Here is a 12256-nt window from a genome sequence, read left to right as displayed (position 1 = left end):
TAAAGATATTAAAAATAGAAAACAATGGAACGTATCCTGTTCTGATTGGGTATTGAATACGCAGGGCCCGAAGCATATTTTGCTCAAGGGGTATAATAAGCAAACTACAGAAACCTAACTTAAACAAACTAATGAAATTACGAATTAAATTGACATTGTTCGCTCTATTTTCTTTGCAACTGTTTTCCTACGCACAGGAACAGCCTGTAGTATCAGGTACGGTGTCTGATGGTTCCAATGTTCCCATTCCAGGGGCCAACGTCATCGTTGTGGGGACCAACAGAGGTGTATATACCAATTTTGATGGAAAGTTCACCATAAATGCCGTTAAGGGCGAGGTACTACAATTTTCCTATGTGGGATACCAGACGAAGAACATTACCATCTCCGATAACACAACTTACTCCATTGTTCTTGAAGAAAGCGCAAGTGAATTGGATGAAGTGGTTATCATAGGGTATGGAACCCAAAAGAAAAGCCACCTTACAGGAGCCATTTCAAAAGTGGTCAACGAAGATCTTGATCAAATCGCAGTGTCCCGGGTGGACGATGCTTTGGTCGGCCAGGTATCCGGGGTGAACATACAGGCAACCGAAGGAGAAGCCGGTTCAGCCCCCACTATTCGGGTAAGGGGAACCGCATCGATATCCGGAGCCCTGTCTCCATTGATCGTAGTGGACGGTCAAGTGGTGGGCAATGATTACCTCGGGGCTTTGGACATGAACAGCATTGAGTCCTTTGAGGTATTGAAAGATGCCGCTTCAACCGCTATTTACGGTTCCAGGGGAAGTAGAGGGGTTATTATGATTACCACAAAAATGGGAAAAGAAGGAAAAACACGCTTTACCTACAATACCTATACAGGGTACAAAAGGGCCAGGCAAAGTGATGCCTATTACTTTTCTGTAAATGAATCGGCCCAAGCCGAGCTTGTGGCGACCGGTTCCCTATCGGATAGAACAAAGTACAAACAACAAATTGGCATAGATGAGGATTGGCAGGACATCATTTTTACAGGAGGGATAATCACGAGCCATTCCATAGGGGCCAGAGGTGGGAGCAAGAACACCAAATTTAGTATTTCAGGCAATTATACCCATGATGAGGGGGTGTTGCTGAAGGATGATTTTAAAAAATATAACCTTACCCTGAAAATTGATACAAAAGTCAGTGACCTATTTTCCTTTGGTGCCAACATTACACCGACATTCACATATAAGGATAGGTTTGATGGTTCTACACACGATATTTTAAGACAGGCTCCATGGCTGCCCATATATCATGATGCCAATACAATCCAGTACGTGAACAGGGATGTTTACCCTGATGTGCAAATAGGGGATTATGCGGTGCAGCGCCATTTTGATGATTATGATCTTTATGGTAATGGAAGTTCAGTAAGTATCAGTAGTACCTCAAATACAAATCCCGCAGCAAAAATCCTGGAAAGGGATAGAACCGAGGATAGGTTCAAGGTATATGGAACTGTATATGGACAGTTCAATATCACCAAGGACCTGAGTTTTAAAACGGTCTTTTCCGGAGACTTTCAAAATGCAAAAAATAGAAGATGGCAGGGTGTTCAGGCCAGTAGAAATGGAGCTGCGGCCGCTCAATTGGACATCAGCTCGCAAAATGTCCTTCATTTGACGACACAGAACTATCTTACCTTCAACAAAATGTTCAATAATCATGAAGTAACCGCTGTTGCTGGGGTTTCTTCAGAGACATGGGACACCGAATATGAATCTGTACGGGGAACTGGATATGATTCAGATCTGCTTCAAACCATTACGGCAGCAACCACGATTTCGTTGGCACAATCGGAAGAATATGAAAAAAGATTGTTTTCCCTTTTTGGCCGATTGAACTATGCATATAAGGATAAGTATTTGCTGTCCCTGAGCTTAAGGCGTGATGGTAATTCAGCCTTGGGACCAAACAATAAATATGGGTTCTTTCCAGCAGCGTCCGTAGGATGGAATGTGGCTAGGGAAAACTTTTTGAGAAACAGCGATGTCATAAGTAACCTGAAATTTAGGTTCAGTTATGGTATTACCGGCAATGAATCCTTCAATACCGGGAGTAGTCTTATCGATAATTATCCTTATTTGGCTCTATTGGAGCCTTCCACTGCTGTGGTTGGCGGAAGTTTGGTGTCCGCCTTTAACCCTGTCAACATTGCCAATCCGGATTTGCAATGGGAACGAACCAAGGAGATTAATCCTGGGGTGGATTTTGGTTTCTTCGGAAATAGAATTGCGGGTTCGTTCGAGTATTATAATAAAGAGAGTGATAAGCTGATTCTATACAATCCAGTCTCAACGACAACTGGTTTTAGCAATGCCCTTGTCAATCTTGGGGAAGTTAGAAACGAGGGGTATGAACTTGAACTCACTACAAGAAATATAATAAGCTCGGATTTTAGCTGGTCCACAACCATTATTGGATCTAAGAACAAGAATACCTTGGTGGATTTTGCGGATTCAGATGGTCAAATTTTGTCGGTGGATTCAAAAAGAGCTGCAGAATGGATCAATCTGGAAGGAGAACCCATATCATCGTTTTATGGCTGGGTGGTCGATGAAGAGATTTCTCCAGAACACATCCTATATCCATATCACCCCGTTGGCGCTCAGGCAAGTGGAGTATACGTCAAAGATTTGAACGGTGATGGGTTGATAGATAATGATGACAGGACCATATTGGGCAACCCATATCCGGATTTGTTATGGAGCGTCACCAACGATGTCAAAATTGGGAATTTTGATTTCTCCTTTATGTTTCAAGGTAGTCACGGAGCCCAGGTCAGGAATATGGCAGATCAATATTTGTTCAATCATTTTAACAGTACTCAGCAATATGACCCTGCTACAACTCCAAATCAAGGTTTTATCAGGGAAAAAATATTTACAAATAGCATCATCCAAGATGCCTCGTATGTCGCTTTGCGGAATGTAAACATCGGGTACAATTTTCCAAGGGATTTTTTGAAGAGGACCAAGGTCTTTACAAGGGCAAGAATTTACGCATCTGGACAGAACCTCATGTATTTGACGGAAGATGACTACACGGGGTTCAATCCAGAATCAATAAGAAGGACCAGTGCAACGACCTATGGTTATCAATTGGGAGGGTCGCCCATATTTAGCACCATATCCCTAGGGCTTAACTTGGAATTTTAAATAAACAGCACAATCATGAAGTTTTTAAAAATAATAATACCAATGGTTTTCATTTTTACTGCAATTTCTTGTAGTAAGGATTTTTTGGAGCCGCAACCCACTTCTGCGGTCAGTGAGGAAGGATATTTTAAGACAGATGAAGAATTGGAGTCGGGAATTTTGAACATGTACGATGGAATTCAGGGAACGAACGATAGGAGCACTTCTTCTAACCATTCCATTCAATATGAGTTCTATGTAACGGAAATGCGTACCGATAATACCAGGGGCAAAGGAGCTGTCGATTCCGACGCCGATCAAGCACAGTTCGTTAACTATAACATTAGGGCAACCAATGGTATAGTAGCGGATTATTACAGGAGCATGTACAATATAATCTACAGGGCCAATGTTGTTCTCGACAATTTAGGGGTGGCATCGGATGCCAACAGGGCAAGGTTCGAAGGTGAGGCTAAGTTTGTACGGGCGTATGCCTATTTTAATTTGGTTCGACTTTATGGGGATGTACCCTTGGTGGATAAAGTGATTGCTCCATTGGATACCGAGATTTCCTATACAAGAATCGAATCCTCGATCATATATGATTTCATTGAGGAAGATCTTTTGTCTGCAGTGGCCAATCTTGGAGATGGCTATAAGAATAGAGCTTCCAAAGCCGCTGCTGAAGCATTGTTGGCAAAAGTTTACCTTACCATTGGTGAATACAGCCAAGCACAGACCTTGTGTGAATCAATAATGAAACCGGCAAGAGGATTTTCACTGGAAAGCAATTTCAAAGATGTTTTTTATAATGAAGGCAATGATGAAGTGATTTTCGCAGTAGGCTATGAACCAGATCTTATCAAAGATAGTCAAGGGTTTTCTTCGGAATGGTTAAATGCTGTTGGGTATACTGCTGGAGTAAATTATGTTACGAAAGAAATGCGTGATGCATTTGATCAATATGGAGGGGATAGGACGCTATATTCAATTCGTCAAGACGTTATCCAACCTTCTGAATATCAGGTCGCCAAATATATTCCAAACGGGGACGAAAACTTGGGGATAGCCCCAATTGCCAGTGATCCTAGATTGGCAGGAAATGATTGGATCGTATTGCGCTACGCGGATGTACTGCTAATGCACGTGGAAGCCATTTTGGCCGGTGCCGAGGCCACAACAAGCTCTAATGCCATTGCCTCTTTTCAGGAAGTTAGGAATAGGGCAGGCATCACAACAACGGTAGCGACCATAACCAAAGAAGACCTATTAAATGAAAGAAGGGTAGAACTGGCTTTTGAGAACCAGCGCTTTTTTGACTTGCTGCGTCTGGGAGAGGCACAAAATGTACTATCGGCCTATGCAACCGAGAATGGCTACAATTTTACCTCTACCACTCTCCTGCTTCCAATTCCAAGTAGTGAGATTAACCTAAGCAAAGGACTTTTGGAACAGAATCCAGGGTATTGATGAAATTTAAAAAAAGAAGAAAGATGTTATATAAAAAAATATTCGTGAACCATTGGGCAAATCTAATGCCATTGTTTTTGGTGGCCATGGTCTACTCTTGTGAGGAAAACATATTGCCCGAGGAAGGTTCTATAGAAGACCTTACACTTCCCGAGGCTAATTTTGATTTTAGTGAGAGCAACAATGATTACTTAACGTATTCCTTTTCGAATCTATCATCCAGTGCCACAGATTTTATCTGGGATTTTGGAGATGGGAACACTTCCACTGAAAACGAACCGGAACATACATTCTCGCAAGAAGGGGATTTTGAGGTAAGCCTTACCGCTTCTGACAAATTGGGCGTGGAAAGTGTACAAACCAAGAACATAAGCGTAAGGGAACCCGAAGGACCTGTTATTTTCATTCCTGAGATTCTGGAAGCTGGATTCGAGGCAGGGACCTTGGAAGGGGGAGCAGGAGATGGAAATGATGCATGGGCAATAGCCGGTGCCAACAACATTGGACTAAGTACAAGTGTAGTGCGAACAGGCGATCAAGCCGCAAGGATTTATATGGGAGCTGAAAGTGTAGCTTATCAAGAGCTTACGGTGACCCCAAATGCCGATTATAGGATAACGCTCTATTATACACTGGCGTCAGCTCCTGCAGGCGGGCACATACGCTTGGCCGTGCTTGGTAACACCATTGAAGATGCTTCCGAAGCAGAGGATGCCATCATTGCATCCGTTTTGGGAGACGATCAAACCAGTACGTTTGATTATACCAAACTCACGCTACTCTTTAATCCCGGAGCATCGGATACAGTGGCAATATGGTTGGATAGTAACAATATTGCAGAAGGCAGGGTGGACGATATAATGATAGAACATGTGGAATAAGTCACAAAGAGCAGAAAATGATTGTTGATGGTATGAATGGAACCAAAGGTAATTGGAGGATAAATAATTACAGTTTCAGAACTTTGAAAGTATTCTGAGTTGGTTAATTTAAAGAGGGGTCATTGTCCATCAATAAAAGGGCAATGGCAAAACCCGAAAAACGGACCAGACTATTTGGAAAAGAAATAATATAATTTATTAAATTTGACATACCAATCTGGTTAACCAGTTTTTTAAACTTTAAGAGCCCAATGAAATTAGATGTTATAGCAAAGAACGAGAATCAAAAAATTCAAAATGAGATCATATCAAAGATTCGGGATTTGATTAATTACAAAAATTTGGAACCAGGTGATAAGTTGCCTTCCGAACGTATGTTGTCTGATAAGTTCGGTGTGAGTAGAAGCAATGTTCGGGAAGCGATCCAAACACTGGAGTTTTATGGTTTGTTAAAGTCAAAGCCACAAAGCGGCACTTTTGTCGCAGATATTGGCCAAGTGGCCATGAACGGGATGATGGAGGATATATTGAGACTTCAGGAGCCCGATTTCAAATCATTGGTGGAAACTCGGATTTTACTGGAGTTAAAAACCTGTAGGCTTGCTGCTCTTAGGCGAACAGATGAAAATTTGGAGGAAATAAAAGAAGCCTTAAATGCATACGAATCCAAGGTGGTTGATGGGAAAAGTGCAGTAGAAGAGGATTTACTTTTTCATCTAGCCATTGCCAGGGCCAGTGGTAACAGTACCATAAACACGCTGATGCTGGTAATAACTCCCGGAATCATCAACAATTTCGAAAAGTATCATGTCTGTGATAAGAACAGGGCATTTTTGGGAATCCAAGAACACAGGGCCATTTATGAGGCCATCAAAGAGCAAAACCCACAATTGGCCAAAGAAAAAATGAAAGAGCATTTTAAGGACTTATATCAGTTCTGTTACAATAAAAGTATTTAAGGATCGGGGCAATCTGCACGGGTTGTCACAGTTCTGTTAAAAATAAGAATCAAGCGAGAGGGATTTTACCAATTGCACAAGATGCAAATATCTTGGCAAGATGGCACAATATTGCCATGAATGGGCAAGAAAATCTTCTGAAATCCCTTTAGCTTTAAAACAAGACAATGAAAGTTAAAGGTCTTAGATGGTGGATCATTGGTTTAATCGCCTTGGCCACAATAATCAACTACATAGATAGGTCTGCGCTCGCGATCATGTGGCCGGGCATTTCCGAAGAGTTGGGAATGAGTGAATCCGATTATGCCATAATTCTCAATGTATTCATGGTGGCCTATGCCCTTGGACAGTCGGTTTCGGGAAAGATGTATGATAAGGTGGGTACGAAACTGGGCTATGTCATATCCATTTTTGTGTGGTCGTTGGCATCCTTGATGCATGCCTTTGGTAGGGGAGTGATGTCCATCAGTTTTTTTAGGATACTATTGGGTGTTTCAGAGGCAGGTAATTGGCCGGGAGCCGTAAAAAGCAATGCTGAGTGGTTTCCTGTAAAGGACAGGGCCATAGGTCAAGGTATCTTCAATGCAGGAGCCTCATTGGGTTCCGTAGTGGCGCCTCCATTAATAGCGTTTTTGTATTTGGGGTTTGGATGGCGTACTACATTTATAATCATAGGTTCGGCAGGTATTTTATGGATTATTCCATGGATTGTTTTCAATAAAAAGAGACCCAAGGACCATCCATGGATTACTCAAAAGGAAAAGAAATACATTATCTCTGGACGACATTTGGGCAGACATAAGGACCAAGAGGGAAAAGGTTTGGGAATATTGCAAATCCTTTCATACAAGGAATCTTGGGCAATACTGGCATCGCGCTTTTTTCTTGAGCCCATTTGGTGGCTTTTTGTGGGCTGGATGCCCATTTACTTACAGAACACTTATGGTTTTAATGTAAAGGAAATAGGAATGTTTGCATGGGTTCCCTTTGTTGGTGCTGCTGTGGGCAGTATTTCTGGTGGTGTCCTTACCGAAAGGTGGGTGGCCATGGGACAATCGGTTGACAAAGCTAGAAAAAGAACCATTTGGATGGGAGGCCTTTTGATGTTCTTGGGATTGGTCTCTACCATTCTCTTCGCAGATGGCCCTACCAAATTTGTGATTATTGTTGCGGTGGTATTGTTTGGGTTTCAATTTGCCATATCCAATATCCAAACCATGCCCAGTGATCTATTTAGTGGAAAATCTGTTGGAACACTGGCTGGGCTTGGTGGTACAGTTGGGATTTTATCGGTTATCATCATGAATTTTTTGATACCTATCATAACAAAAACATCGTATACACCAGCTTTTGTAATCATAGCTGCATTTGTTCCATTAGGAGTGTTTGCTGTCTTTAAGCTATGTAAAGAAATAGGACCTGTAGAAATAAAGAATCAATAAAAATAAAATTTCAACAATGAGTGATTTAAAAGGAAAAGTAGCTGTTGTTACTGGAGGTGCCAGAGATATCGGCCGTGCAGTATCGTTGAAGCTGGCAAAGAATGGAGCCAAAGTGGTGGTAAACTATTTTGAAAACAGGGGCGATGCCAACGACACTGTAAAAATGATAAAAAACAACGGTGGGGATGCCATTGCCGTATATGCCGATGCAACAAGTTTGTCGGATTTGGAAAATCTGGCATCAAAAACAAAAGAAGCCTTTGGGGACAAAGTGGACATTTTGGTAAATGTAGCAGGTGGATTGTTTGCACGGAAAACCATTGATCAAATCGATGAGAAATTCTATGATCTTTTGATGGATGTCAATTTTAAATCTTGCGTTTTCGTAACACAAACCTTTAAAACCATGATGGTAGAAGGAGGTAGTATAGTCAATTTTGCTTCTCAAGCTGGAAGGGATGGGGGAGGTCCTGGAGCATCCTTATATGCCGCATCCAAAGGTGCTGTTATGACATTTACCAGGGCCATGGCCAAAGAATTTGGTCCCCAGGGCATACGGGTAAATGCACTGTGCCCCGGAATGATTGCCACGAAGTTTCATGATGATTTTACTAAGGATGAAGTTCGTGCAAAAGTTGCAGGATCTACACCTCTGAAAAGAGAAGGGAATGCGTCTGAGGTAGCGGATTTGGTAGCTTATTTGGCTTCCTCCGAAGCATCATTCATAACTGGAAACAATGTGGACATCAATGGAGGGTTGGCTTTTAGCTAATTTTAAAAACCTACTACTATCTGGTAAATATTCAATTCTATGATGACTTTAAACATTAGTGTTAAAAATTGTAACTGTATCAGACTTATTTTAATGGGAGTACTGACGGTAACCTTTGCTTGCAAGGGGCAAGAGTTTAAGAAAGTGGAACTGCCCCGGAATTATCAAGCAAAATTAGATATCATATATGCCGAAACTGCTTCGTGGAATGGAAAACTGGATTTTTACTATCCAACGAACAACGACGAACCAACTCCTGTGATCATCAATATACACGGTGGAGGATGGAACCATGGCAAAAAGGAATCCCAACGTGGGTTTGGTTCTTTCTTTAAAAAGGGAATGGCTGTGGCAAATGTGGAATATCGTTTGGAGTCCGAAGCCAAGGCACCAGCAGCTGTGGAGGATATTCGCTGTGCAATGTCCTATTTGATAAGCAATGCGGAAGAACTGAATATCGATACTGATAAAATTGTTCTTATGGGAGCATCAGCAGGAGGACATTTGGCCTTAATGGGAGGCTTATCTGAAAATAATTCTTTGTTTGATGACCATTGTGGAGAAAGGGAGGCAGTCAAAATCAGGGCTATTATAGACAAGTATGGTGTATCGGATTTAAGGCCGGTTATGTTTGCCTCTTCCGTAAAAAAATGGCTTGGTTCTGAATCGGAAAATGTTGCTTTTGCAGAATCGTTGTCTCCCATTACTTTGGTGGACGCAAAAAGCCCTCCGATTTTTATCGTTCATGGGGATGCAGATCCAATTGTTCCATACATCCAGTCCCAAAAACTATTTGAAAAGTTACAAGCTCATGGGGTAAATTCAAAGTTTATAACAATACCTGAAGGAGGACATGGAAAATTCAAAGAAAAGGATAAAGAAAGGATAATGGTGGAAATCCATAAGTTTTTAGATGAGCAGGGATTGTAACATTAAACTAAACCTTCGTGATTTAATTTCATGACAAGTTTTAATGGCTTTATGAGTCCCACTACGCTGTAGTAGGTACAAGGAATGTTTTTGAAAAATAATTATTACGAAACTTTAAAAATAAAAATCAGAAATGAAAAAAGTAGTGACCTTTGGTGAAATCATGTTGAGGTTGGCGCCTCCGGGCTTTCTGAGGTTCTCACAGGCCAACAGTTTTGATGTGGTCTATGGGGGAGGGGAGTCGAATGTGGCGTTATCCCTTGCCAATTACGGGATGCCCGTCGACTTTGTGACACGCTTGCCGAAGAACGATATTGGGGAATGTGCCCTGATGGAGATGCGAAAACGTGGTGTCGGTACCGACAATATCATTTATGGTGGGGATCGCTTGGGCATCTATTTTTTGGAGACCGGTGCGGTTAGTAGGGGTAGCAAGGTGGTCTACGATCGGGCACACTCCGCCATGGCAGAAATAGGTCCCGGGATGGTGGATTGGGACAGTGTCTTCAAGGATGTGGAATGGTTCCACTGGACGGGGATCACGCCGGCCATCTCCCAAGGAGCGGCAGATGCCTGTATCGAAGCGGTAAAAAGCGCAAAAGAACACGGTGTTACTGTATCCACGGACCTGAACTACCGTGCCAAGCTTTGGAAATACTGCGATGATGCCAAACGAGAGGAGATTATGTCAGAACTTACTTCCTATTGTGATATTGTTTTGGGCAACGAAGAGGACGCGGAAAAACACTTCGGTATCAAACCAGAGGGACTGGATATTACCACGCAGGGAGAACATGTAAAGGCCGATGCTTTTCTATCGGTTTGCCAACAGATGATGAAAAGATTTCCAAATGCCAAAAAGGTCATCACGACCCTACGTGGCTCCTTGTCAGCCTCGCACAACACATGGGCGGGTGTACTGTACGATGGAAGTACCATGTACACCTCCCGAGAATACCAGATCACGCACATCGTAGATCGTGTCGGTGGGGGAGACTCCTTTATGGGAGGACTTATCTATGGTTTAATGAACTGGCCAGAGGAGGACCAAAAAGGCTTGGACTTTGCCGTGGCGGCCTCCTGTTTGAAGCATACCATAAAAGGGGATGCCAATTTGGCCACCGTTGCAGAAGTTGAAAAGTTAATGGGGGGTGATGCTTCTGGAAGAGTGTCCCGATAGATGGTCGGGTTGGTTTAGTTTTTTTAATCACATGGGGCCGGATGATTCGGCCCCATGGTTAAAAACAAAAGGTTATGGCAAGGTATACAAGATTGGAAGTAGTACTGATGATGCAAGAAACGGGAATGGTTCCTTTGTTTTATCATTCCGATATAGCAGTGGGTAAGAAGGTGCTCATGGCATGCTATGATGGTGGGGCCCGGTTGATGGAATTTACCGCGCGTGGCGATTTTGCCTTTGAAGTGTTCTCGGAGTTGAACAAATATGCATTGGAGGAACTTCCGGGTATGATTATGGGGGTTGGATCCATTACCGATGCAGCCTCGGCCTCACTGTACATGCAAATGGGGGCTAATTTTATTGTCACCCCATCATTGAGGGAGGATATCGCGATAGTCTGTAATCGCAAAAAAGTACTTTGGTCGCCAGGCTGCGGTACGTTAACCGAAATCAACAGGGCGGAAGAATTGGGATGTGAGGTCATTAAACTTTTTCCTGGGTCCACCTATGGTCCGGGTTTTGTGAAAGCAATCAAAGGACCCCAGCCATGGACAAGTGTTATGCCCACAGGAGGGGTCAGTACGGAAGAGACAAACCTACGGGCTTGGTTCGAGGCAGGGGTAAGCTGTGTGGGCATGGGTTCAAAATTGATTTCCAAAGATATCTTGGTCAACGGGGATTATGCTGCATTGGAAAACAAGGTAAAAACCACTTTGGAGACTATAGGAACTATCAGAAGGGGTTTGTGAATTGAATGGGTTTTCCTTCATTTCAAAATACTCAATAAGTTTGGTCAAATGCGAAAGACTTCTGTCTATTCGGTCTAGCTTATAGACAACAATAGTATCTCCTTCCTCACATATTTTAAAAGCAGGCCTTAGCTCTTCCGTACTTCTTTGGTATTCGAAACTTTATCCAGATAGATATTCTTATGTGAAATTCTTCCCTTTCAGAGGTCATTCAATTTAAGGTTCAAACTTTGTTCAATGGTTTACACTCGTGCTTATCAAAAAACCATAACATAATTTTAAAAGTTCAATAAAGCGATGTTTTTCTTCTAATATTGAACCAAGTATATGGTTGATTTTTTATCTTTTGTTTTCAATTAAAATGAGATTTGAGTCGATTAACCCGTAGATCACTATATTTATTATTGAAAGTCCAAAAATCACACGAGGGTGTCCTATAGGGTGTCCTTTTTTGGATGGTCAAGAAAAATCTCTGGAAACATAAGGGGTTTCAAAGAATTGGTTAAAACTGCCACGATTATCCTTCTTCAGCCTTTTTTAATTTCTATTTACTAAAGTGATTGCAAAAAACACATTATTAATATTGAATACCCTAATAAGCTTCGTTGAGTTCATTCTAATCTTAGGAATCGGGTTATCATATTAACTTTAGTAATTTTTCAATGTAGGAAAAAACACGTTATTTTGGGATGATTAGAAGTGATGGTAT

At 42.0% G+C, this 12256-nt stretch carries 10 protein-coding genes; 9 read left to right on the top strand and 1 reads right to left on the bottom strand.

The genetic code is table 11. From position 1 onward, the window contains the following. Positions 1-131: 131 nt before the first annotated feature. The 9 genes from ABTP35_RS01220 to ABTP35_RS01180 all read left to right on the top strand — a co-directional run bounded on the left by ABTP35_RS01220 (position 132) and on the right by ABTP35_RS01180 (position 11547). The gene (locus ABTP35_RS01220) at positions 132-3185 is read left to right on the top strand and encodes a TonB-dependent receptor (protein ID WP_275650477.1); all 3054 of its coding nucleotides are present in this window, start codon (positions 132-134) and stop codon (positions 3183-3185) included. 42 nt (positions 3186-3227) lie between these two features. Next, a complete protein-coding gene (locus ABTP35_RS01215) occupies positions 3228-4634 on the top strand; it encodes a RagB/SusD family nutrient uptake outer membrane protein (RefSeq protein WP_313790242.1) in 1407 nt (468 codons plus the stop codon). A gap of 23 nt (positions 4635-4657) precedes the next feature. Continuing rightward, the gene (locus ABTP35_RS01210; RefSeq protein WP_375334394.1) at positions 4658-5515 is read left to right on the top strand and encodes a PKD domain-containing protein; all 858 of its coding nucleotides are present in this window, start codon (positions 4658-4660) and stop codon (positions 5513-5515) included. 251 nt (positions 5516-5766) lie between these two features. Beyond that, positions 5767-6474, top strand: a complete 708-nt coding sequence (locus ABTP35_RS01205; protein WP_207037005.1) for a FadR/GntR family transcriptional regulator — start codon at positions 5767-5769, stop codon at positions 6472-6474. 167 nt (positions 6475-6641) lie between these two features. Then, positions 6642-7916: an MFS transporter gene (locus ABTP35_RS01200; protein WP_375334393.1), complete on the top strand. Its 1275-nt coding sequence runs from the start codon at positions 6642-6644 to the stop codon at positions 7914-7916. Between the two features lie 16 nt (positions 7917-7932). Further along, the gene (locus ABTP35_RS01195) at positions 7933-8688 is read left to right on the top strand and encodes an SDR family NAD(P)-dependent oxidoreductase (protein WP_207037002.1); all 756 of its coding nucleotides are present in this window, start codon (positions 7933-7935) and stop codon (positions 8686-8688) included. Positions 8689-8781: 93 nt separating this feature from the next. After that, a complete protein-coding gene (locus tag ABTP35_RS01190; protein WP_207037000.1) occupies positions 8782-9618 on the top strand; it encodes an alpha/beta hydrolase in 837 nt (278 codons plus the stop codon). Positions 9619-9751: 133 nt separating this feature from the next. Beyond that, on the top strand, positions 9752-10798 hold the full coding sequence (locus tag ABTP35_RS01185) for a PfkB family carbohydrate kinase (protein WP_375334392.1): 1047 nt from the start codon (positions 9752-9754) through the stop codon (positions 10796-10798). Positions 10799-10872: 74 nt separating this feature from the next. Further along, positions 10873-11547 carry a bifunctional 4-hydroxy-2-oxoglutarate aldolase/2-dehydro-3-deoxy-phosphogluconate aldolase gene (locus ABTP35_RS01180; RefSeq protein WP_207036996.1) on the top strand — a complete coding sequence of 225 codons (675 nt, stop codon included), beginning with the start codon at positions 10873-10875 and terminating at the stop codon, positions 11545-11547. On the opposite strand, the gene ABTP35_RS01175 is transcribed toward ABTP35_RS01180, so the two are convergent. After that, a complete protein-coding gene (locus ABTP35_RS01175) occupies positions 11440-11661 on the bottom strand; it encodes a recombinase family protein (protein WP_207037025.1) in 222 nt (73 codons plus the stop codon). The two genes, ABTP35_RS01180 and ABTP35_RS01175, sit on opposite strands and share 108 nt — an antisense overlap. Between the last annotated feature and the right edge of the window lie 595 nt (positions 11662-12256).

Origin of the sequence: Flagellimonas alginilytica (genome assembly GCF_042134605.1) — a bacterium.
In the GTDB taxonomy this organism is placed as follows: domain Bacteria; phylum Bacteroidota; class Bacteroidia; order Flavobacteriales; family Flavobacteriaceae; genus Flagellimonas; species Flagellimonas alginolytica.
Note: the sequence above shows the minus strand (reverse complement) of the source record. Positions and strands in the feature narration are given on the sequence as shown.

What these genes read in the sequence shown, in the direction of transcription:
- ABTP35_RS01220 (WP_275650477.1), top strand. Translation starts at nt 132, where the DNA reads ATGAAATTACGAATTAAATTGACATTGTTCGCTCTATTTTCTTTGCAA.
- ABTP35_RS01215 (WP_313790242.1), top strand. Translation starts at nt 3,228, where the DNA reads ATGGTTTTCATTTTTACTGCAATTTCTTGTAGTAAGGATTTTTTGGAG.
- ABTP35_RS01210 (WP_375334394.1), top strand. Translation starts at nt 4,658, where the DNA reads ATGTTATATAAAAAAATATTCGTGAACCATTGGGCAAATCTAATGCCA.
- ABTP35_RS01205 (WP_207037005.1), top strand. Translation starts at nt 5,767, where the DNA reads ATGAAATTAGATGTTATAGCAAAGAACGAGAATCAAAAAATTCAAAAT.
- ABTP35_RS01200 (WP_375334393.1), top strand. Translation starts at nt 6,642, where the DNA reads ATGAAAGTTAAAGGTCTTAGATGGTGGATCATTGGTTTAATCGCCTTG.
- ABTP35_RS01195 (WP_207037002.1), top strand. Translation starts at nt 7,933, where the DNA reads ATGAGTGATTTAAAAGGAAAAGTAGCTGTTGTTACTGGAGGTGCCAGA.
- ABTP35_RS01190 (WP_207037000.1), top strand. Translation starts at nt 8,782, where the DNA reads ATGGGAGTACTGACGGTAACCTTTGCTTGCAAGGGGCAAGAGTTTAAG.
- ABTP35_RS01185 (WP_375334392.1), top strand. Translation starts at nt 9,752, where the DNA reads ATGAAAAAAGTAGTGACCTTTGGTGAAATCATGTTGAGGTTGGCGCCT.
- ABTP35_RS01180 (WP_207036996.1), top strand. Translation starts at nt 10,873, where the DNA reads ATGGCAAGGTATACAAGATTGGAAGTAGTACTGATGATGCAAGAAACG.